19 protein-coding genes are annotated in these 21135 nt (G+C 57.5%); 5 read left to right on the top strand and 14 right to left on the bottom strand.

Annotated elements, in window-relative coordinates:
* Window positions 1–6 precede the first annotated feature (6 nt).
* Window positions 7–1908: an ATP-dependent zinc metalloprotease FtsH gene (gene ftsH, locus KGD89_RS03820; RefSeq protein ID WP_025258495.1), complete on the bottom strand. Its 1902-nt coding sequence runs from the start codon at window positions 1906–1908 to the stop codon at window positions 7–9.
* A gap of 193 nt (window positions 1909–2101) precedes the next feature.
* The gene (gene rlmE, locus KGD89_RS03815) at window positions 2102–2752 is read right to left on the bottom strand and encodes a 23S rRNA (uridine(2552)-2'-O)-methyltransferase RlmE (RefSeq protein ID WP_025258494.1); all 651 of its coding nucleotides are present in this window, start codon (window positions 2750–2752) and stop codon (window positions 2102–2104) included.
* 106 nt (window positions 2753–2858) lie between these two features.
* Here rlmE and KGD89_RS03810 point away from each other — a divergent pair, with 106 nt between their 5' ends.
* Complete coding sequence (locus tag KGD89_RS03810) at window positions 2859–3167, top strand: YhbY family RNA-binding protein (protein ID WP_025258493.1); 309 nt, start codon at window positions 2859–2861, stop codon at window positions 3165–3167.
* Window positions 3168–3187: 20 nt separating this feature from the next.
* On the opposite strand, the gene KGD89_RS03805 is transcribed toward KGD89_RS03810, so the two are convergent.
* From KGD89_RS03805 to grpE, 8 genes are all read right to left on the bottom strand, one after another.
* The gene (locus KGD89_RS03805) at window positions 3188–3550 is read right to left on the bottom strand and encodes an MFS transporter (RefSeq protein ID WP_371856577.1); all 363 of its coding nucleotides are present in this window, start codon (window positions 3548–3550) and stop codon (window positions 3188–3190) included.
* 58 nt (window positions 3551–3608) lie between these two features.
* On the bottom strand, window positions 3609–4085 hold the full coding sequence (greA, locus tag KGD89_RS03800; protein WP_025258492.1) for a transcription elongation factor GreA: 477 nt from the start codon (window positions 4083–4085) through the stop codon (window positions 3609–3611).
* Window positions 4082–7303, bottom strand: coding sequence for a carbamoyl-phosphate synthase large subunit (gene carB, locus KGD89_RS03795; RefSeq protein ID WP_025258491.1), 3222 nt, complete (start codon window positions 7301–7303; stop codon window positions 4082–4084). Before carB ends, greA begins: the two co-directional genes overlap by 4 nt.
* Before the next feature lie 137 nt (window positions 7304–7440).
* Complete coding sequence (carA, locus tag KGD89_RS03790) at window positions 7441–8577, bottom strand: glutamine-hydrolyzing carbamoyl-phosphate synthase small subunit (RefSeq protein WP_025258490.1); 1137 nt, start codon at window positions 8575–8577, stop codon at window positions 7441–7443.
* A 213-nt stretch (window positions 8578–8790) separates the two neighbouring features.
* A complete protein-coding gene (gene dapB, locus KGD89_RS03785) occupies window positions 8791–9594 on the bottom strand; it encodes a 4-hydroxy-tetrahydrodipicolinate reductase (protein WP_025258489.1) in 804 nt (267 codons plus the stop codon).
* Between the two features lie 24 nt (window positions 9595–9618).
* Window positions 9619–10752 (bottom strand): molecular chaperone DnaJ, encoded by a 1134-nt coding sequence (gene dnaJ / locus KGD89_RS03780; protein WP_025258488.1) that lies wholly within the window; start codon window positions 10750–10752, stop codon window positions 9619–9621.
* 324 nt (window positions 10753–11076) lie between these two features.
* Window positions 11077–12993: a molecular chaperone DnaK gene (dnaK, locus tag KGD89_RS03775; protein ID WP_025258487.1), complete on the bottom strand. Its 1917-nt coding sequence runs from the start codon at window positions 12991–12993 to the stop codon at window positions 11077–11079.
* 103 nt (window positions 12994–13096) lie between these two features.
* Entirely contained in the window at window positions 13097–13660 is a 564-nt protein-coding gene (grpE, locus tag KGD89_RS03770; RefSeq protein ID WP_025258486.1) for a nucleotide exchange factor GrpE, read from the bottom strand.
* Between the two features lie 271 nt (window positions 13661–13931).
* On the opposite strand from grpE, the gene recN reads away from it, so the two are divergent.
* Window positions 13932–15605 carry a DNA repair protein RecN gene (recN, locus tag KGD89_RS03765; protein ID WP_025258485.1) on the top strand — a complete coding sequence of 558 codons (1674 nt, stop codon included), beginning with the start codon at window positions 13932–13934 and terminating at the stop codon, window positions 15603–15605.
* Between the two features lie 51 nt (window positions 15606–15656).
* Here the strand turns inward: recN and fur are convergent, their stop codons facing one another.
* Window positions 15657–16064 (bottom strand): ferric iron uptake transcriptional regulator, encoded by a 408-nt coding sequence (gene fur / locus KGD89_RS03760; RefSeq protein WP_025258484.1) that lies wholly within the window; start codon window positions 16062–16064, stop codon window positions 15657–15659.
* A 98-nt stretch (window positions 16065–16162) separates the two neighbouring features.
* On the opposite strand from fur, the gene KGD89_RS03755 reads away from it, so the two are divergent.
* Entirely contained in the window at window positions 16163–16684 is a 522-nt protein-coding gene (locus tag KGD89_RS03755) for an outer membrane protein assembly factor BamE (RefSeq protein WP_025258483.1), read from the top strand.
* A 66-nt stretch (window positions 16685–16750) separates the two neighbouring features.
* Here KGD89_RS03755 and KGD89_RS03750 read toward each other — a convergent pair whose 3' ends face one another.
* Together KGD89_RS03750 and KGD89_RS03745 are read right to left on the bottom strand one after the other, a co-directional pair.
* Entirely contained in the window at window positions 16751–17065 is a 315-nt protein-coding gene (locus KGD89_RS03750) for an RnfH family protein (protein ID WP_025258482.1), read from the bottom strand.
* Window positions 17058–17492, bottom strand: a complete 435-nt coding sequence (locus KGD89_RS03745) for a type II toxin-antitoxin system RatA family toxin (RefSeq protein ID WP_025258481.1) — start codon at window positions 17490–17492, stop codon at window positions 17058–17060. The genes KGD89_RS03750 and KGD89_RS03745 overlap by 8 nt, the downstream gene beginning before the upstream one ends.
* 127 nt (window positions 17493–17619) lie before the next feature.
* On the opposite strand from KGD89_RS03745, the gene smpB reads away from it, so the two are divergent.
* Window positions 17620–18102: an SsrA-binding protein SmpB gene (gene smpB, locus KGD89_RS03740; RefSeq protein ID WP_025258480.1), complete on the top strand. Its 483-nt coding sequence runs from the start codon at window positions 17620–17622 to the stop codon at window positions 18100–18102.
* Window positions 18103–18231: 129 nt separating this feature from the next.
* Here smpB and KGD89_RS03735 read toward each other — a convergent pair whose 3' ends face one another.
* Window positions 18232–18999, bottom strand: coding sequence for a GntR family transcriptional regulator (locus KGD89_RS03735; protein WP_025258479.1), 768 nt, complete (start codon window positions 18997–18999; stop codon window positions 18232–18234).
* Window positions 19000–19355: 356 nt separating this feature from the next.
* Between KGD89_RS03735 and KGD89_RS03730 the strand changes: the two genes are divergently transcribed.
* Entirely contained in the window at window positions 19356–21047 is a 1692-nt protein-coding gene (locus tag KGD89_RS03730; protein ID WP_025258478.1) for a lactate permease LctP family transporter, read from the top strand.
* Window positions 21048–21135 lie beyond the last annotated feature (88 nt).

Here is a 21135-nt window from a genome sequence, read left to right as displayed (position 1 = left end):
CAGACCTTAATGTTCAGCAGCAGGACCGCCGATCGGAGCTTCCGGGCGGGCATCCGGTACAGGCGTGCCTTTGGTACCCGAACCGCCTTCCCAGTCCCGCGGCTCACGCGGAGGTCGGCCTGCCATGATGTCATCGATCTGATCCGAATCGATGGTCTCATATTTCATGAGTGCATCAGCCATCGCATCCAGCTTGTCACGGTTGTCAGTGAGAAGCTGTTTGGCGGTGTTATAGCTGTGATCGATGATGCTGCGCACTTCCAGATCGATCAGCTTGGCAGTGTCGCCAGAGAAGTTCGAGTTCTGGCTGCCGCCACGACCCAGGTAACCTGAATCTTCATCTTCGGAATACATCAACGGACCGAGCTTTTCCGACAACCCCCACTTGGTCACCATGTTCCGGGCAATCTGACTTGCACGCATGATGTCGTTGGAAGCGCCAGTGGTCACACCGTCGAAGCCCAGCGTCATTTCTTCAGCGATACGACCGCCGTAAAGGGAGCAGATCTGGCTGACCAGGGCACGCTTGGACAGGCTGTAACGATCTTCTTCTGGCAGGAACATGGTCACACCCAGCGCACGACCGCGCGGAATGATCGACACCTTGTAGACCGGATCATGCTCAGGCACCAGACGACCAACGATAGCGTGACCCGCTTCGTGGTAGGCAGTGTTCTGTTTTTCCTTCTCGGACATGACCATGCTCTTGCGCTCGGCGCCCATCATGATCTTGTCTTTGGCCAGCTCGAACTCTTTCATTTCAACGATGCGCTTGCCGGCACGGGCTGCGAACAGGGAAGCCTCGTTGACCAGGTTGGCAAGGTCAGCACCCGAGAAACCCGGCGTACCACGAGCGATGACCCCAGGATTCACATCCTCGCCCATCGGCACTTTACGCATGTGAACCTTGAGAATCTGCTCGCGACCACGAATGTCCGGCAAACCTACAACCACCTGGCGGTCGAAACGACCTGGACGCAGCAAGGCCGGATCCAGTACGTCAGGACGGTTGGTGGCCGCGATGACAATGATGCCATCGTTCATTTCAAAGCCGTCCATCTCGACCAGCAACTGGTTGAGGGTTTGCTCGCGCTCGTCATGACCGCCACCCATGCCGGCGCCACGATGGCGACCCACAGCATCGATTTCGTCGATGAAGATGATGCACGGTGCGTGCTTCTTGGCTTGTTCAAACATGTCACGGACACGGCTTGCACCAACACCCACGAACATTTCGACAAAGTCGGAACCGGAAATGGTGAAGAACGGCACTTTCGCTTCGCCGGCAATCGCCTTGGCAAGCAAGGTCTTACCGGTACCCGGAGGACCGACCATCAGCACGCCGCGAGGAATACGACCGCCCAGACGCTGGAACTTGCCCGGATCGCGCAGGAACTCGACGAGCTCGCCCACTTCTTCCTTGGCCTCATCACAACCCGCCACATCGGCCAGGGTCGTCTTCACCTGATCTTCGGAAAGCAGGCGCGCCTTGCTCTTGCCGAAGCTCATCGGGCCGCCCTTGCCGCCCGCGCCACCTTGCATCTGGCGCATGAAGAACATGAACACGGCAATGATGACCAGAATCGGGAAGCTGGCTACCAGCAACTGGGTCCAGATGCTCTGCTGCTCAGGCTGTTTGCCTTCGACCACTACATTGTTATCGACCAGATCACCAATCAGACCGTTGTCTGCAATGGCCGGGCGGATGGTCTTGAAGGTGTCGCCATCACTGCGCTTGCCTGTAATGACAGCGCCGTCCACGGAAACCTTCTCGACCTTGCCATCCTTGACCTGCTGGATGAACTCGGAGTAGTTGAGGGTCTGCGGCTCGTTCGGGCTGGAGAAGTTGTTCATCACCGTCACAAGGACTGCCGCGATGATCAACCACAGGATCAAATTCTTTGCCATATCGTTCAATTAGCTACCCTCTGAAGCAAGCTCCACGCAGGAAGCGTGCCTCGCATGATATTCACCGGCCTAACTTACTACAGAACCTACAGATGTGGCAGGCACCGTCTGTAACCCTTTGTGAAACTTTGACTACATGATGGTCATACATGCGCCATCCGCATAGCCATTTGAAAAAACCTATCGACCGCCCTCAAAGACGCTCATCACTGGCAGCGCCTTCGACTGCGCGGAAACCGCGAGCCAGCAGATATTGCTCACGGGACCTGTCGCGCGACGACAATGGCTTGCGCATCTGCACCTTGTCGAACAGCTTGCGAATATCCTTGTGGTACACATCAAAGCCTTCACCCTGGAAGACCTTGATCAGAAAATCGCCACCCGGGCGCAAGACCCGACCGGCAAGATCCAGAGCCAGCTCACACAGGAACATTGCCCGAGGCATGTCCACTGCGCTCAATCCACTCATATTGGGGGCCATATCGGAAATCACAAGGTCTACCTGTGTATTACCTACAGCTTCCAGAATTTGAGCGAGAACGGCGTCCTCGGTGAAGTCACCCTTGATGAAGGTCACATCGGGGATGCTGTCCATCTCCAGAATATCGGACGCAATCAGGCGACCCTGACCACCAATCAGACGACTGGTCACCTGCGACCACCCGCCTGGAGCCGCGCCCAGGTCGATGACCGTCATGCCCGGACGGATAATCTTGTCCTTCTCCTGGATCTCCAGGAGCTTGTAGCTGGCACGAGAACGGTAGCCGTCCTTCTGCGCCATTTTGACGTATTTGTCATCAAAGTGTTCTTTGAGCCAATTATGGCTTGTCTTGGAACGGGCCACGGGGCACCTCAAAAATAAAACGAGTCGTGATTAACTGGGCGGTCCCGGACTCGCTCGGGTAAACTGGCCGCCGCTTTTTTACAAGATCAGACGCAGGGGTCAGATTATGCCGCTCACTCAAGAGCAGAAGAAACAATACAAATCCATTGGCCACCATCTGAAACCAGTATTGATAGTGGCTGACAATGGTTTGACTGAAGGTGTGCTCGCCGAACTCGAGCGCGCACTGAGCGATCACGAGCTGATCAAGATCAAACTCAATATCCTCGATCGCGAAAGCCGCCTTCAGACCATTGCAGAACTCTGCAAGGCCGGTTCAGCGGACCTCGTACAGGTCATCGGCAAAATGGCGCTGATCTATCGCAAGAACCCAAAGGTAAACAAGCAACTGTCCAACGTCCACCGCGCAAGCTGATTTTAAAAGCCAGGGCGCCTTCAGCGCGCCCTGCTGCTCCTTCCCGGCACCGGCTGCAAGACCAGCAACAAGCCGCTCAATGCCAGCACCAGATAACTCAGCAGTTGCCAGTGCAATGCACCGGCAAACCAGTGCCGCAGCACGTAATAAGCCGCTGACGACAACAATGCAATTGAAAGCAATTGCCCGCGAAAATCCCGCCAGACACTTGCCAGACGCTCGAAGCGAACCAGCAACGTCAGTTGCAACACCACACAGGCTGCCGCAAAAGCTACCAGCAGAGCACTCGCACGATTGGCGAACTGATCGATGAACAGCGGCGCAAGGCCTGTCTGATCGAGCACCGCCAATGTCGCCAGGTGCAAAAGGACCAGCCCGCCCACCCATAAGGTCTGGACAAGCTGCCAGACTATTGCGCCCGCTGGAAACGGGCGCAACCCATCAAACGTGACGGACTTCAACGATCTCGTACTCGATGACACCGCTAGGCGTTTTCACCGTCACCACATCGCCCTCTTCCTTGGCAATCAATGCACGGGCGATAGGCGAACCAACGGAAATTTTGCCCAGCTTGATATCGGCCTCATCTTCACCCACGATCTGATAGGTCACAGACTCGTCGGTTTCAACGTTGGCGATCTGGACAGTCGTCCCGAAAATCACCTTCCCGGTATGAGGAATGGTAGTGACGTCGATGATGACCGCATTCTGCATGCGGCCTTCGATATCACGGATCCGCGCCTCGACCATACCCTGCTGCTCGCGGGCAGCATGGTATTCGGCATTTTCCTTGAGATCGCCCAGCTCACGCGCAGTACCGATGTCCTGGCTGAGTTTTGGACGAATCACCTTGGTCAGATGCGTCAACTCTTCTTCCAGGGCGCGAGCGCCCTGGACAGTCATTGGGTATTTGATCATGCCTTCAGTCCTGCATGTAGATCCTGCAAGCGACGCACGGTCTTTTCCGGACCGAACTTGAGCGCTTCGCAGATGGCTTCGCCTGCAGCAATAGTAGTGGTGCAGTAAATCTTGTGCTGCAAGGCGTTACGACGAATGGAGTAGGAGTCAGCGATGGACTGACGGCCTTCTGTGGTGTTGATGATCAGAGTGACTTCGTCATTCTTGATCATGTCGACCACGTGTGGACGACCTTCGGTCACCTTGTTGACGCGACGCACCTTCAGGCCAGCAGCTTCGATCAGCTTGGCCGTACCGGCGGTCGCCACGATCTCGAAACCGAGGTTGATCAGGTCGCGAGCGACGCCGGCCACCAGAGGCTTGTCGTCATTGCGCACGCTGATGAATGCAGTACCACCTGTCGGCAGAATCTCGCTGGCGCCAACCTGGGCCTTGGCAAAAGCTTCACCGAAGGTGTCGCCCACGCCCATCACTTCACCGGTCGACTTCATCTCTGGGCCGAGGATCGGGTCAACACCCGGGAACTTGGCGAACGGGAAGACCGCCTCTTTCACACTGTAGAAGTTCGGAATGATTTCCTTGGTGAAACCCAGCTCTTTCAGGGTTTTACCCGCCATGACGCGAGCAGCGATCATCGCCAGGGAAACACCGATGCACTTGGACACGAAAGGCACGGTACGGGATGCACGCGGGTTCACTTCGATGACGTAGATGTCCTCGCCTTGCAACGCCAGCTGAACGTTCATCAGACCGACAACGCCCAGCTCCAGAGCCATTTTCTTGACCTGTTCGCGCATCTCGTCCTGGATGTGAGCCGGCAGCGAGTAAGGCGGCAGCGAACATGCGGAGTCACCGGAGTGAACGCCCGCCTGCTCGATGTGCTGCATGATCGCACCGATCACGACATCGGTACCGTCGCAGACAGCATCGACGTCCATTTCGATGGCGCAGTTCAGGAAGTGGTCCAGCAAGACCGGGCTATCGTTGGAAACCTGAACGGCTTCACGCAGGTAGCGCTTAAGCTCTTCTTCCTGGTAGACGATTTCCATCGCCCGGCCGCCCAGTACGTAGGATGGACGCACAACCAGCGGGTAACCGATTTTTGCGGCGGCACGAATGGCTTCGTCTTCGCTGCGCACGGTGGCGTTTGGCGGCTGACGCAGGTTCAGGCGCTCAACCATCTGCTGGAAGCGCTCACGATCTTCTGCACGGTCGATGGCGTCAGGGCTGGTGCCGATAATCGGCACGCCAGCAGCTTCCAGGGCGCGAGCCAGTTTCAGAGGGGTCTGGCCGCCGTACTGGACGATGACGCCTTTAGGCTTCTCGACGCGCACGATTTCCAGAACGTCTTCCAGAGTGACAGGCTCGAAGTACAGACGGTCGGACGTGTCGTAATCGGTAGAAACGGTTTCCGGGTTGCAGTTGACCATGATGGTCTCGTACCCGTCTTCGCGCAGCGCCAGAGCCGCGTGTACGCAGCAGTAGTCGAACTCGATGCCCTGGCCGATACGGTTAGGACCGCCACCCAGGATCATGATCTTGTCACGAGTCGACGGGTTGGCCTCGCACTCTTCTTCGTACGTCGAGTACAGATAAGCGGTGTCGGTCGCGAACTCGGCAGCGCAGGTGTCGACGCGCTTGTAGACCGGGAACACTTCCAGCTTCTGACGATGAGTACGCAGGTTCTTCTCGGTAACGCCCAGCAGCTTGGCCAGACGCGCATCGGAGAAGCCCTTGCGCTTGAGGCGGAACATCAGATCACGATCGATGGCCGAAAGACCCAGGGTCTTGACCTTTTCTTCTTCCTTGATCAGATCTTCGATCTGCACCAGGAACCAAGGGTCGATCATGTTCATTTCGAAGATTTCTTCGACGGTCAGACCAGCACGGAAAGCGTCGGCGACGTACCAGATGCGCTCTGCACCCGGAACGGTCAGCTCGCGCTTGAGGGTGCTCATGCTTTCCGGATGGCTCAGATCCAGCTTTGGATCGAGACCGCAGACGCCGACTTCCAGACCGCGCAGGGCTTTCTGCAGGGATTCCTGGAAGGTACGGCCGATAGCCATGACTTCACCGACCGACTTCATCTGAGTGGTCAGGCGAGCGTCGGCCTTGGAGAACTTCTCGAAGGCAAAGCGCGGCAGCTTGGTCACGACGTAGTCGATGGACGGCTCGAAGGACGCCGGGGTCTTGCCACCGGTGATGTCGTTCTGCAGTTCGTCGAGGGTGTAGCCGACCGCCAGTTTGGCAGCGACCTTGGCAATCGGGAAACCGGTAGCCTTGGAGGCCAGCGCGGAGGAGCGGGAAACCCGTGGGTTCATCTCGATCACGACCATGCGGCCAGTGTCCGGGCAGATACCGAACTGCACGTTGGAACCGCCGGTTTCGACGCCGATCTCGCGCAGAACAGCCAGGGAGGCGTTACGCAGGATCTGGTATTCCTTGTCCGTCAGGGTCTGTGCTGGCGCAACAGTGATCGAGTCACCGGTGTGCACACCCATCGGGTCGAAGTTTTCGATGGAGCAGACGATGATGCAGTTGTCCTTCTTGTCGCGGACAACTTCCATTTCGTACTCTTTCCAGCCGATCAGCGATTCGTCGATCAGCAGCTCTTTGGTCGGCGAAAGATCCAGACCACGAGCGCAGATTTCTTCGAACTCTTCACGGTTGTAGGCGATACCGCCACCGGTGCCGCCCATGGTGAACGATGGACGGATGATGCAAGGGAAGCCCAGTTTTTCGAGAACTGCGTTGGCTTCTTCCATAGTGTGGGCAATGCCGGAGCGCGGGCATTCCAGACCGATGGATTTCATGGCCTTGTCGAAACGCGAACGGTCTTCGGCCTTGTCGATGGTGTCGGCATTGGCGCCGATCATTTCAACGCCGAACTTCTCCAGAACGCCTTCGCGCTCCAGATCCAGTGCGCAGTTCAGTGCAGTCTGGCCGCCCATGGTAGGCAGTACTGCATCCGGACGCTCTTTTTCGATGATCTTGGCAACGGTCTGCCACTTGATCGGCTCGATGTAGGTCGCGTCGGCCATGGCCGGGTCGGTCATGATGGTCGCCGGGTTGGAGTTCACCAGGATGACGCGGTAACCCTCTTCGCGCAGTGCCTTGCAGGCCTGGGCGCCGGAGTAGTCGAATTCACAGGCCTGACCGATCACGATAGGACCGGCGCCGAGAATCAGGATGCTTTTAATATCTGTACGTTTTGGCATGGGGTTGTCACTCAAATCCGTAGGTCAGTCGGCAAGCCGTCTTGAACATTTCTTTGCGGTGACCTGGGTGGCGACAACCGGATTCATTATCCGGGGCCACCCTGGGCACGTGCTTACTACATTCTCAAGGCAGCCGGTCAGCGTCGCTTGGCCATGGCTTCGATAAAGCGGTCAAACAGGGGAGCCACGTCATTTGGACCCGGACTTGCTTCAGGGTGACCCTGGAAGCTGAAGGCGCTCTTGTCGGTGCGCTCGATACCTTGCAGGGTGCCGTCAAACAGCGACTTGTGGATAGCGCGAACGTTGCTCGGCAGAGTCGATTCATCAACCGCAAAACCGTGGTTCTGGCTGGTGATCATGACGACGCCGGTGTCCAGATCCTGGACCGGGTGGTTGGCACCGTGGTGGCCGTGACCCATTTTTACCGTCTTGGCGCCGGAAGCCAGAGCCAGCAACTGGTGACCCAGGCAGATACCGAAAACCGGAATCTCGGTTTCCAGGACTTCCTTGATGGCCTTGATGGCGTAGTCGCATGGCTCTGGGTCGCCAGGGCCGTTGGACAGGAAAACACCGTCTGGGCTGTAGGCCAGTACATCGCTGGCAGGCGTTTGCGCCGGAACAACAGTAACGCGGCAACCGCGCTCGACCAGCATGCGCAGGATATTGACCTTGACGCCGTAGTCGTAGGCCACGACGTGGTACGGCAGCTCGGCAGCGGCGATTTCAGGGTGGCTGTCGGTTTTCAGGCTCCAGACGCTGGAACGCCACTCGTAGCTTTCCTTGGTGCTGACTTCCTTGGCCAGGTCCATGCCCTTGAGGCCCGGGAAGCCGCGAGCGGCTGCGATTGCGGCCTCTTCGGAAATGTTGTCACCGGCGATGATGCAGCCGTTCTGAGCACCTTTCTCACGCAGGATGCGGGTCAGACGGCGGGTATCGATACCTGCGATGGCAACAACGTTGTTGGCCTTGAGGTATTCGTCCAGAGGCTGCTTGTTACGCCAGTTGCTGGAGACCAGAGGCAGGTCACGGATAACCAGGCCTGCGGACCAGACGCGATTCGACTCGGCGTCTTCAGGCGTGGTGCCTGTGTTGCCGATGTGCGGGTAAGTCAGAGTAACGATTTGCTGGGCATAGGAAGGATCGGTAAGGATTTCCTGATAGCCGGTCATTGCGGTGTTGAACACCACCTCACCAACGGTCTGGCCGTCGGCTCCAATGGCTTCGCCGCGAAAAATGCTGCCATCAGCAAGGGCAAGTATGGCTGGCTTAGTCAAGAAGACCTCCCGTAAATAAAGCCTGAAAGGGCGTTCGCAGGTTGCAAAAAAGCGGAATGACGTAGATACGTCACCCCGCTTTCTTATAGATTCATCTGCGCGCTTTTAGTGGACACACTAAAGCTGTAGCTTACAGAAAAAGCCTTTTTTGGTCTACCACCAATGAGCCCGAAAACCCACGGAATGCGACAAGGCTGAATCCGGCACTCACAATCAACGCAGCTCCAGCACGTCCTGCATGTCATAAAGACCAGGAGCCCTACCATCGAGCCACATGGCAGCCCGGACGGCTCCCTTGGCAAACGTCATCCGGCTGGATGCCTTGTGGGTGATTTCCACGCGCTCGCCATCAGCGGCGAACAAGACCGTATGGTCACCCACGATATCGCCAGCCCTGATGGTCGCAAAACCAATCGCCTGACGATCACGAGCACCGGTCTGACCTTCACGACTATGGACAGCGACCTTTTCCAGATCACGACCCAGCGCCTCGGCAACCACTTCGCCCATACGCAATGCAGTACCCGAAGGCGCATCGACCTTGTGACGGTGGTGAGCTTCGGTGATTTCGATATCGACGTCGTCGCCCAGCACGCGAGCAGCCGTATCCAGCAGCTTCAGGCAGAGGTTCACACCCACGCTGAAGTTGGCAGCGAAAACGATAGGGATCTCTTTCGCTGCCTCAACCAGTTGCAGCTTCTCTTCAGCACTGAAACCCGTGGTGCCGATGATCATGGCCTTGCCCGCCTTGCGGCAGAAAGCCAGATTCTTGAGCGTCACCGTAGGGTGCGTGAAGTCGATCAACACATCGAACTCATCGGCAACCCGGGCAACATCACCCGACAACGGCACGCCGATACGACCCAGCGCAGCCAGCTCTCCGGCATCAGCACCCACCAGCGTGCTGTCCGGACGATCAATGGCTGCCGTCAGCCCGGCGCCCGGCGCCGACAGAACCGCCTCAATCAAAGTCTTACCCATGCGCCCGGCGGCGCCTACCACAGCAATACGTCGCATAACCTTCTCCTGCCCAGTCAGCCCTTACAAGTCACCGAAGAAACGCTTCACACCCTCGAACCAGCCACTGGCTTTCGGAGAGTGAGAGTCGTCGCCTTCAAGCGAAGTACGGAACTCTTCAAGCAGTTCACGCTGACGCTTGCCGAGGTTGACCGGCGTTTCAACCGCAACACGACACATCAAGTCGCCAGCACCGCCGCCACGCACCGGAGCCACACCCTTGCCACGCAAGCGGAACTGCTTGCCGGTCTGGGTGCCTTCAGGGATCTTCAACTTGACCCGACCATCCAGCGTCGGCACTTCAAGCTCGCCACCCAGCGCCGCGTCAGTGAAGCTGATTGGCACTTCGCAATACAGATGCTTGCCGTCGCGCTGGAAAATGGCGTGTTCACGCACATTGATCACAACGTACAGGTCGCCGGTCGGCCCGCCCTGGGAGCCCACCTCGCCTTCGCCGGACAGACGAATGCGGTCACCGGTATCGACACCTGGCGGAACCTTGACCGAGAGGGTCTTGGATTCTTCGACACGGCCTTCGCCATGGCACGAATCGCACGGATCGGAAATGATCTTGCCGTGACCATGGCAACGAGGACAGGTTTGCTGCACGGAGAAGAACCCCTGCTGCATGCGCACCTGACCAATGCCGCCGCATGTCGGACAAGTGACCGGCGAAGAACCTTTCTTCGCACCGCTGCCATCGCAAGGTTTGCAATTGACCAGCGTCGGAACACGGATATTCACGGTCGTACCGCGAACCGCTTCTTCGAGGTCCAGTTCCAGGGTGTAACGCAGATCGCTACCGCGCTGTGCGCCGCCACGACCGCCACCACCACGGCCACCACCGAAGAAGTCGCTGAACACGTCACCGAAAATATCGGAGAAGTTCGCACCGCCAGCGCCGCCACCGAAACCACCGCCACCCATGCTCGGGTCTATGCCGGCGTGGCCGTACTGATCGTATGCCGCACGCTTGCTGGCATCGGACAGAACTTCATAGGCCTCATTGGCCTCTTTGAACAGCTCTTCCGCAGCCTTGTCATCAGGGTTGCGGTCTGGGTGGTGCTTCATCGCAAGGCGGCGATAAGCCTTCTTCAGCTCAGCCTCGCTGGCACCCCGCTCCACCCCCAACACTTCATAATAATCACGCTTTGCCATAATTCTTCCGCACTCTTGAGGACGTTCGGCAAGACCCTCCTGAGCCTTGCCAAACTCGTTGAGCCCCATACAGGCCCGGACCCAACTCACGTCAATTCAACGATCCTGGTCTTGTTTAGACAGCCAGTTGCCTGACCGAGAAAGCGGCAGAACGAATCGCCACGCAGGAGCATGACGACCTTGCCACAGGGCGTACGGACCTTGACCCGAACGCCGGAATTTTGCCTGCTCCAGACACGCCAACGCGGGAGCAAGCTCCCGCGCGGCGACATCCTACCAGCCACCGCTCGGAACGGGTCAACTGGCTTTCAAGCAAGCCTGCGCTTACTTGTTGTCTTTCACTTCTTCAAACTCGGCGTCGACCACGTCGTCAGCCTTGGCTTTCTCTTCAGCAGGCTTGGCAGCCGCTTCAGGGTTTTCAGCCTGCTCAGCGTACATTTTCTGAGCGATTGGCGCGGAAACCTTGGACAGCTCTTCGATCTTGGCTTCGATAGCAGCCTTGTCGTCGCCTTTCACGGCAGCTTCCAGAGCAACCAGAGCAGCCTCGACAGCGGTCTTCTCTTCTGCGGTCACTTTGTCGCCAGCATCGCTGATCATCTTGCGAGTCGAGTGAACCAGCGCATCACCCTGGTTACGGGCAGATGCCAGCTCTTCAAACTTACGGTCTTCTTCGCTGTTAGCTTCAGCGTCGCGGATCATCTGCTGGATTTCTTCATCCGACAGACCCGAGTTAGCCTTGATCACGATGGACTGCTGCTTGCCAGTCGCCTTGTCTTTCGCGCCTACGTGCAGGATGCCGTTGGCGTCGATGTCGAAGGTGACCTCGATCTGCGGAACGCCACGTGGAGCTGGTGGAATCTCGGCCAGGTCGAACTTGCCCAGGGACTTGTTCTGACCGGCTTGCTTACGCTCACCTTGCAGTACGTGAATGGTTACAGCGTTCTGGTTGTCATCGGCAGTCGAGAACACTTGCGATTTCTTGGTAGGAATCGTGGTGTTTTTCTCGATCAGCGCAGTCATCACGCCGCCCATGGTTTCGATACCCAGAGTCAGCGGGCTGACGTCCAGCAGCAGAACGTCCTTGACGTCACCGGCCAGTACCGCGCCCTGGATAGCAGCACCCATGGCAACCGCTTCGTCAGGGTTGACGTCCTTACGAGCTTCTTTACCGAAGAACTCGGTTACCAGTTTCTGAACCAGCGGCATACGAGTCTGGCCACCGACCAGGATCACGTCATTGATCGAACCGATGTCGATACCGGCATCTTTCAGAGCGATACGGCATGGCTCGATAGTGCGCTGAACCAGGTCTTCAACCAGCGATTCCAGCTTGGAGCGCGAGATTTTCACGTTCAAGTGCTTTGGACCGGTAGCGTCTGCAGTGATGTACGGCAGGTTGACGTCGGTCTGCATGCTGGAAGACAGCTCGATCTTGGCTTTTTCAGCAGCTTCTTTCAGACGCTGCATCGCCAGCGGGTCACCTTTGAGGTTCATGCCGCTTTCTTTCTTGAATTCGTCGACGAGGTAGTCGATCAGACGAATGTCGAAGTCCTCACCACCCAGGAAGGTGTCGCCGTTGGTTGCCAGCACTTCAAACTGATGCTCGCCGTCAACTTCAGCAATTTCGATGACCGAAACGTCGAAAGTACCGCCACCCAGGTCATAAACGATGACAGTGTGGTCGCCCTTCGCCTTGTCCATACCGTAAGCCAGAGCGGCTGCGGTTGGTTCGTTGATGATACGTTTGACGTCCAGACCCGCGATGCGACCGGCATCCTTGGTAGCCTGACGCTGGCTGTCGTTGAAGTAAGCCGGAACGGTGATGACCGCTTCGGTGACCGTCTCGCCGAGGTAGTCTTCGGCGGTCTTCTTCATTTTCTTCAGGATTTCGGCAGAAATCTGAGGAGGAGCCATTTTCTGGCCATTTACTTCAACCCAGGCGTCGCCGTTGTCAGCCTTGGCGATTTTGTACGGAACCATCTGGATGTCTTTCTGTACGACGTCTTCTTCAAAACGACGACCGATCAGACGCTTTACTGCGTACAGAGTGTTATGCGGGTTGGTTACCGCCTGACGCTTGGCGGACTGGCCGACCAGGATTTCGCCATCGTTGGCATAGGCAATGATCGAAGGAGTAGTACGAGCGCCTTCGGCGTTCTCGATAACCTTGACGTTGCCGTTTTCCAGAATAGAGACGCAGGAGTTGGTGGTCCCCAGGTCAATACCGATAATCTTGCCCATCTTTGACTCTCCCGAAACTTTTGATTGGGTTGCCGCAACTGCGTTTACAAATTGCGGTAGCTCTTAAACGCTTGGCCTATAAATGGGGGCCAGACAGCTGATTTCAAGCCTGCTCATCAATTGATGGCGAAACAGGCGACGGTGCCTTGCTGACCACGACCATGGCCGGACGCAGCAGACGACCGTTGAGCTGATAACCCTTCTGGAACACTTTCAGAACGCTGTTTGGTTCGACATCCGCGCTTTCCTGCATCGCCATTGCCTGATGATGTTCGGCATTGAATGGCTGACCGTGCGGGTCGATGGCCTCCAACTGATAACGCTTGAGGGTGTCGTTGAACATCTTGAGCGTCAGCTCGATACCTTCACGCATCGGACGAATGCTTTCGTCGTCCGGATTGGACAGGTCCAGACCACGCTCCAGGCTGTCCACGATAGGCAGCAGATCGCCAGCGAACTTCTCAAGAGCGAATTTGTGAGCCTTTTCCACATCCTGTTCTGCACGACGACGTACGTTCTGCAGATCCGCAGCAACACGCAGGGACTGGTCCTGTGCCGCAGTCAATTGCTCTTCGAGCACCTGCACACGAGTTGCCAGATCATCACCCGAAGCTGTCTCGCCAGCCTGGTCCTGAGTTTGCGCATCCAGATTCTGTTCGTCAGCCATAGTGTTCTCCTCTCAAAAACGTCCGCGAACCCATCTCGCGCTTCTGCCCCCTATATGGGAACGGATTTTCAGGCTTCAAGGGCTCGACACGACGGATATGCGCATTGCCTGAAAATTTTCTTGAGCGATGCATACGCTGAGCGGAGCCGTTTTCATCACGGTCCGGACTAAAAAAGCTCGATAACCGATCAAATCGAGCTAAGTTCAAGCATTGTCAGAACCAAATAAAACACTGTATAAATAACCAGACAAATCGCTTGGGAGCCACTCCATGCTGGTGCACCTTTCCGTACATAACTACGCCATCGTCGAACACCTTGATCTGGAACTGGATCGAGGCATGAGCGTAATCACTGGCGAAACCGGTGCCGGCAAGTCGATCATGCTCGACGCTCTGGGCCTGACGCTCGGCGATCGCGCCGACAGCGGCGTCGTTCGCCCCGGAGCCGACAAGGCCGATATCCTGGCCACCTTCGATCTGTCCGATATTCCCGAAGCGCAAACCTGGCTGAAAGAGCGCGACCTGGACAACGACGGCCCGTGCATTCTGCGGCGAGTCATTACCGCTGAAGGGCGCTCACGCTCCTACATCAACGGCACGCCATGCCCCCAAGGCGACCTCAAGGCCCTGGGCGAACTGCTGATCGATATTCATAGCCAGCATGAACACCAGTCGCTGTTGAAAACCGATACCCACAGACGCTTGCTGGATGAGTACGCCGGCGCGACCGAACTGGCGCGCCAGGTTCAACTGGCCGCCCAACGCTGGCGCCAGACCCGTCAGGAGCTGGAACGGCTTTCCAACTCTGGCGACGAACAGCGCGCACGGCACCAGTTGCTCAGCTATCAACTGGAAGAGCTGGAAAGCCTGAGCCTGGGCGAGAACGAACTGGAGCAGCTCGAGCAGGAACACAAGAACCTGACCAACGCCGAAAGCCTGCTGAGCATCTGCCGCCAGGTCGTCGAGCAATGCAGCGAGAGCGATTCGGGCAATGTGCTGAATGCATTGACCGCCAGCCTGAACCGCCTGGGCAGCATCAACAATTCACCCACAGCCCTGAGTGAAGCCACCGGCCTGCTGTCCAGCGCACAGATACAGATAGAAGAAGCCGTCGGCGAACTGAATCGTTTCCTGGATCACTTCGATGCCGACCCGGCCCGCCTGCAACAGCTCGAAGAGCGTCTGGACAGCATCTACACACTGGCTCGCAAGCACCGCATCCAGCCAACCGAGCTGAGCGAACTGCAACAGAAGCTGCTGGATGAAATTGAAACCCTGAATGCCAACGACGAATCCATCGAGCGACTCGAGCACGAACTGGCTTCATTTGCCCGCCACTATCAGGAAAAAGCCAGGGAGCTGAGCGATTCGCGCCAACGCGCATCTACCGAACTGGCCAGCGCAGTCGAGGAAGAAATCCAGCGTCTGGGCATGCCCGGCGGTCGATTCACCATCGAGTTGAAACCCAATACTGGCAACGACCTGCTTCCCCATGGGCTGGAACAAGTCGAATTACTGGTCAGCGCCAACCCTGGGCAGCCACTGAAAGCACTGGCCAAGGTAGCCTCGGGTGGCGAGCTGTCACGTATCAGCCTCGCCATTCAGGTGATTACCGCACAGACCTCCCGCGTACCAACGCTGGTATTCGACGAGGTCGATGTAGGCATCGGCGGCCCGACAGCCGAAATTGTCGGCCAGCTACTGCGCCGCCTGGGCGAGCGCGGGCAAGTGATGACCGTGACCCATCTGCCGCAGGTGGCAGCGCAGGGCCATCAGCATTTGTTCGTACACAAGGTCAGAGGCAGCGACGCGACCCGCACCGCCGTCTCGAAGCTCAACAAGAACGAACGCATAGAAGAAGTGGCGCGCATGCTCGGCGGCATCGACCTGACCAAGGAATCCCTGGCGCACGCGAAGAAAATGGTCATCACCGCCAAAAACTGATGATCCATAAAGCACAAAGGCGACCCTGAGGTCGCCTTTGTCGTCGCAGGCTTACGCCTTTTTGTTACGAACGTAGAGCACAAGATTGTGATCTACCAGATCGTAACCGTGTCTCTCGACGATAGCCTTTTGCAGCTTTTCGATTTCTTCGTCGAAGAACTCGATCACCTCGCCGGACTCCACATTGACCATATGGTCGTGGTGGCCGCCATCAGCCAGCTCGAACACAGCATGACCGCCGTCGAAATTGTGGCGAACCACCAATCCAGCAGCTTCAAACTGAGTCAGAACACGGTAGACCGTGGCCAGACCGACATCCTCGCTAGCCTCCATCAGCGCCTTGTAGACATCTTCGGCACTCATGTGGCGCTGCTCGGCAGAATCGAGCATTTGAAGGATTTTGACCCGTGGTAAGGTCACCTTAAGTCCTGCTTTACGTAGTTCGCTATTTTCAACCATGGTCAGCTTTCTCGCAGACGCTGCTTCGCAGCTTCTCTTAATGCAGGTATGATCCGGGTTTACGTTGTCCCAGCCAAGATAGTGGAAGTCGCCCACCGATGCAAAACACCAAGCTCTTGCTAACCAGTTTCACCCTTGTGGGACTGCTCGCACTCGCCGGTTGTTCATTCCCCGGGGTTTACAAAATCGACATCCAACAGGGAAATGTCGTCACGCAGGACATGATAGACCAGTTACGTCCCGGAATGACCCGGCGACAAGTACGGTTTATCATGGGCAACCCTCTGTTGACAGATACATTTCACACTGATCGCTGGGACTACCTGTACAGCCTGCAGCCTGGTGGCGGTGAACGCCAGCAGGAACGCGTCAGCCTGATCTTCAACGGTAACGACCAACTGGTCAGCCTGTCCGGTGACTTCATGCCTGGCGTAAGCCGCGATGAAGCCATTCTCGGCAACAGCAGCAACCAGACAGTTCCAGCTGAAAACCAGCCACAGCAAGCGCCCGAAGCGCCAGCCAAGCCAGGCTCGCTGCTGGACCAGATCCAGAAGGACGTGGACAGTGTCGAAACTGTTCCAGTGCCTGTGCAGGAACCCCTGGAAACAACTCCGCATTAATCGGAAACAGTTTCCACAAAAAAGCCCGGCATGCCGGGCTTTTTGCTGTCTGGCGCTTTTAAAAAATCAGGACCCGGCACCTCTGTTCAAGCGCGCCTTGGCCGCACGCAAGCGCCGCACTTCCATGGGGTCAGCCAGCAGCGGGCGATAGATCTCGATGCGATCACCCGCCTCCAGCAAACGAACCGAAGGATCTTTCACGGCCTTACCAAAAATACCCACAGGGCATTCAGCCAGATCCAGCTCGGGAAACCGGCTCTGCATGCCTGATGCAAAAAGCGCCTGACGAACCGACGAACCCGCTGGCACCGAGACGCTGAGCAACACCTGGCGATCAACGGCAGCATGCACCACCTCGATCTGGATCAGTTCGTCAGACATGCAGCTCTTTGGCTCGCTGACAAAAGGCATCCACCAGGGTATTGGCCGCCTGATTGAACAGCGGCCCCAGCGTGGCGCGCACAATGGAGCCGGCATAATCGAAGGTGAGGTCCAGGCTGATCTTGCAGGCCTTGTCACCCAGTGGCTTGAATGTCCAGACACCATGCAATTGACTGAAAGGCCCCTCGACCAGATCCATCACAATGGATTCTCCGGGCACCAGTACATTGCGCGTTACAAACTTCTGGCTCAGGCCGCCTTTGGCGACCTCCAGACTTGCACGCATGTGCGTCTCGCTTTCCTCAAGCACCACCGCCGCAGCGCACCAAGGCAAAAACTCGGGATAACGAGCCACATCATTGACCAGGTCGTACAGAAACCGGGCCGGATACGGCAAAAGAGCCGAGCGCTGAATATGCGTAGTCATGTGAGCGTCATTTCCAAAGCTGAGCGGCAAACAATAGAGACAAGCATTGTCCGGGATTCATCCTTCGTGCTCAAGCGCACGCTTTCCCGTAGCCGACATTGAAGCAACTCCCTATAATGCGGCCCCTATGGCTAAGCTCAAGAAACATCCCACAGGGACCATCGCGCAAAATAAAAAGGCGCGTCACGATTACTTCATCGAACACAAGTTCGAGGCCGGTCTGGTCCTGGCTGGCTGGGAAGTAAAAAGCCTGCGTGCCAACAAGGTGCAGCTGGTTGACAGTTATGTGCTGCTCAAGGATGGCGAGGCCTGGCTGATGGGCAGCCATATCACGCCGCTCAAGACCGCTAGCACACACGTCATCGCTGACCCGACACGCACCCGTAAACTGTTGCTGAACCAGCGCGAGCTTGAAAAGCTCACAAGCTCGGTGCAGCAGAAAGGTTATGCCTGCGTAGCCCTTTCCCTTTACTGGAAGCAGCACTTGATCAAGTGCGAAATTGCTCTGGGCAAAGGCAAGAAGGAATACGACAAGCGCCATACCGAGCGAGAGCGCGATTCGGACCGCGAGCTGCAACGGGCCGTGCGCAGCAAGGGCAAAGACGACTGACCCAAGCCCCACCCGTGGGAACGAATTCATTCGCGAATAACTGTTTTCGCGAATGAATTCGCCCCTACACCGCCCTCTGTTTGCTGCGAGACAGCGCAGTGCCAGGGACACGGCGGAGCCTCTGCTGCATCACATCTTGTTTCGGCGCTCCGCACGCGCTGTGCGTTGAACCTGTTGCCGTACTTCTTCCAGCACTTCCTGCACATAGGTCAGGTGGCGGCTGGACACCTCCCGCGCATCCTCGGCACGCCCTTCGATAATCGCCAGATACAACTCACGATGCTGCTGGATGAGCATGTCGCGGGTTTCAGCGCGCTGCTGGTACATGCCGCCGATATTGATCACCACATTGCGCTTGAGCAGGTCGAATAACCCCCGAATCGTATGCAGCAAAACGGTGTTATGGCTGGCCTCGGCAATCGCCAGGTGGAAGCTGGCATCGGCAGCGCCCTCCTCGGCCCGACTCACCTCGTCGGTGCAGGTGTAGCAGGCCTGCAAGGCATCGAAAGCCTCACGCAGGCGCTCACGGTCCACATCGGTGGCGCGCAGGGCTGCGTAGTAGGCGCAGGAAGCTTCCAGCGTGTGGCGAAACTCCAGCAGGTCGCGCTGGGCATCGGGGCTGCTTTCCAATAGATGCAGCAACGGGTCGCTGAAGGTCGACCCCAGGTTTTCGACCACATAGTTACCACCGCCCTGACGGCTGACCAGCAACCCCTTAGCCGTCAGTTTCTGGATGGCCTCACGCAGGGAAGGACGGGAAACACCAAACTGCTCGGCAAGCGCCCGCTCTGCTGGCAGGCGTCCACCTGACTTGAGCGTGCCTTCAAGAATCATTCGTTCCAGTTGCTCGACAATGTCATCAGACAAACGGCGCTGACGCACCTGATCAAAACCCATAACCCCTCACTTCATACCCGACTCTATTAGCGGGACCGCACATTCTGGCTTATCGCAGCCCTTCAGGCATCAGCCAGATGCAGCAGGCTGACCGTATTTTCAGGCGCACCCGACCAAAGTCCTGGCGAGACAAATTGACACATCAATAGCAAGGCTTCTAACCTAGCGTTCAGACATTGTAAATTGGTATTACCAATTTTCCAATGCCGGCGTCTGATGGCTGACCTCCATCACGCTGCAAGACCTTTCGATCAGAACGGCTTGAGCTGGTGAACTGTGCGATTCGTTGATCCACATCGGCCATGCGCACGACACAGAACACCGGGCCTTACCAAAAACAATTAGGGGCCACCTACATGCAGACCTGGCAACAACTCTATACACCTCTGGGCAGCCTGGGCATTTCCGCCGCCGCTGCGCTCATCCCCATCGTCTTCTTCTTTCTGGCACTGGCCGTTTTCAGGCTCAAAGGCCATATAGCGGGCAGCATCACCCTGGCGCTGTCGGTGCTGGTGGCGATCTTCGCGTTCCAGATGCCTGCCGACATGGCACTGGCCGCCGCCGGTTACGGGTTCGCCTATGGCTTATGGCCCATTGCATGGATCATCGTCGCGGCGGTCTTCCTTTACAAACTGACCGTCAAAAGCGGCCAGTTCGAGATCATCCGCAGTTCGGTCATGTCCATTACCGATGACCAGCGCCTGCAAGTGCTGCTGATTGGTTTCTGCTTCGGTGCCTTCCTGGAAGGCGCAGCCGGTTTCGGTGCGCCGGTGGCGATTACCGCGGCATTACTGGTGGGGCTGGGGCTCAATCCGTTGTACGCCGCAGGCCTGTGCCTGATCGCCAACACCGCACCCGTGGCCTTTGGCGCGCTGGGTATTCCGATCATTGTGGCCGGGCAGGTTTCGGGGATCGATGCGTTCAAGATCGGCGCCATGGCTGGCCGCCAGCTACCGCTGCTATCAGTGTTCGTGCCGTTCTGGCTGATGTTCATGATGGACGGTGTACGGGGTGTCAAGGAAACCTGGCCTGCCGCGCTGATTGCCGGCCTGAGCTTTGCGATTACCCAGTACCTCACTTCCAACTTCATCGGCCCCGAGCTGCCGGACATCACCTCGGCGCTGGTCAGCATCGTGTCCCTGACGCTGTTCCTGAAAGTCTGGCAGCCGCAACGTGCTTCGGACGCGGTCGTCGTCAGCGGTGGCTCGGCAGCTGTCGCGGGCAGCTCCGGTGGTTTCGGCCAGCCACGCACCACCGTCAAGTCGCCCTACAGCCTGGGCCAGATCATCAAGGCCTGGTCGCCCTTCCTGATCCTGACCGCCATGGTCACGGTCTGGACGCTCAAGCCCTTCAAAGCGATGTTCGCGGCGGGTGGTGCTCTGCAAGCCTGGACCATCAACATCGCAGTCCCGTATCTGGACCAATTGGTGATCAAAGGCACGCCCATCGTTGCCAAGGCCACCGCCATGCCAGCGGTCTACAAGTTCGACCTGATCGCCGCGTCGGGCACAGCGATTCTGTTCTCGGCCATCCTGGCCATGATCGTCTTGCGCATCAGCCCTAAGATTGGTCTGACCACTTTTAAAGAAACCCTGATCGAGCTGCGCTGGGCCATCGTCTCCATTGGCATGGTGCTGGCCTTCGCCTTCGTCATGAACTACTCGGGCATGTCCTCGACACTGGCGCTGGTGCTGGCTGGCACGGGCTCTGCGTTCCCGTTCTTCTCGCCGTTCCTCGGCTGGCTGGGCGTGTTTCTGACGGGCTCCGATACTTCGGCCAATGCCTTGTTCGGTTCCCTGCAAGCCACTACTGCCCACCAGATCGGCGTCAGTGACGTGTTGATGGTCGCCGCCAACTCCAGCGGTGGCGTGACCGGCAAGATGATTTCGCCGCAATCCATAGCCGTGGCCTGCGCCGCGACAGGGCTGGTCGGCAGGGAATCGGACCTGTTCCGCTTCACCCTCAAGCACAGCCTGTTTTTCGCCACCATCGTGGGCTGCATCACTTATGCACAGGCCTACTGGTTCACCGGCATGATCGTTCACTGATTACAAAAAGACGCGAAGCCCTGACGCCGGCCCCAACCACCGGCGTCAGCCATTCATGCCCTGAGCGGATAACCGGGCCCACCCGGAG

It is taken from the genome of Pseudomonas cichorii (assembly GCF_018343775.1).
GTDB lineage: Bacteria > Pseudomonadota > Gammaproteobacteria > Pseudomonadales > Pseudomonadaceae > Aquipseudomonas > Aquipseudomonas cichorii.
This window is presented reverse-complemented; position numbering and strand designations above follow the sequence as displayed.

What these genes read in the sequence shown, in the direction of transcription:
- ftsH (WP_025258495.1), bottom strand. Translation starts at nt 1,908, where the DNA reads ATGGCAAAGAATTTGATCCTGTGGTTGATCATCGCGGCAGTCCTTGTG.
- KGD89_RS03810 (WP_025258493.1), top strand. Translation starts at nt 2,859, where the DNA reads ATGCCGCTCACTCAAGAGCAGAAGAAACAATACAAATCCATTGGCCAC.
- greA (WP_025258492.1), bottom strand. Translation starts at nt 4,085, where the DNA reads ATGATCAAATACCCAATGACTGTCCAGGGCGCTCGCGCCCTGGAAGAA.
- carB (WP_025258491.1), bottom strand. Translation starts at nt 7,303, where the DNA reads ATGCCAAAACGTACAGATATTAAAAGCATCCTGATTCTCGGCGCCGGT.
- dapB (WP_025258489.1), bottom strand. Translation starts at nt 9,594, where the DNA reads ATGCGACGTATTGCTGTGGTAGGCGCCGCCGGGCGCATGGGTAAGACT.
- dnaJ (WP_025258488.1), bottom strand. Translation starts at nt 10,752, where the DNA reads ATGGCAAAGCGTGATTATTATGAAGTGTTGGGGGTGGAGCGGGGTGCC.
- dnaK (WP_025258487.1), bottom strand. Translation starts at nt 12,993, where the DNA reads ATGGGCAAGATTATCGGTATTGACCTGGGGACCACCAACTCCTGCGTC.
- grpE (WP_025258486.1), bottom strand. Translation starts at nt 13,660, where the DNA reads ATGGCTGACGAACAGAATCTGGATGCGCAAACTCAGGACCAGGCTGGC.
- recN (WP_025258485.1), top strand. Translation starts at nt 13,932, where the DNA reads ATGCTGGTGCACCTTTCCGTACATAACTACGCCATCGTCGAACACCTT.
- fur (WP_025258484.1), bottom strand. Translation starts at nt 16,064, where the DNA reads ATGGTTGAAAATAGCGAACTACGTAAAGCAGGACTTAAGGTGACCTTA.
- KGD89_RS03755 (WP_025258483.1), top strand. Translation starts at nt 16,163, where the DNA reads ATGCAAAACACCAAGCTCTTGCTAACCAGTTTCACCCTTGTGGGACTG.
- KGD89_RS03750 (WP_025258482.1), bottom strand. Translation starts at nt 17,065, where the DNA reads ATGTCTGACGAACTGATCCAGATCGAGGTGGTGCATGCTGCCGTTGAT.
- KGD89_RS03745 (WP_025258481.1), bottom strand. Translation starts at nt 17,492, where the DNA reads ATGACTACGCATATTCAGCGCTCGGCTCTTTTGCCGTATCCGGCCCGG.
- smpB (WP_025258480.1), top strand. Translation starts at nt 17,620, where the DNA reads ATGGCTAAGCTCAAGAAACATCCCACAGGGACCATCGCGCAAAATAAA.
- KGD89_RS03735 (WP_025258479.1), bottom strand. Translation starts at nt 18,999, where the DNA reads ATGGGTTTTGATCAGGTGCGTCAGCGCCGTTTGTCTGATGACATTGTC.
- KGD89_RS03730 (WP_025258478.1), top strand. Translation starts at nt 19,356, where the DNA reads ATGCAGACCTGGCAACAACTCTATACACCTCTGGGCAGCCTGGGCATT.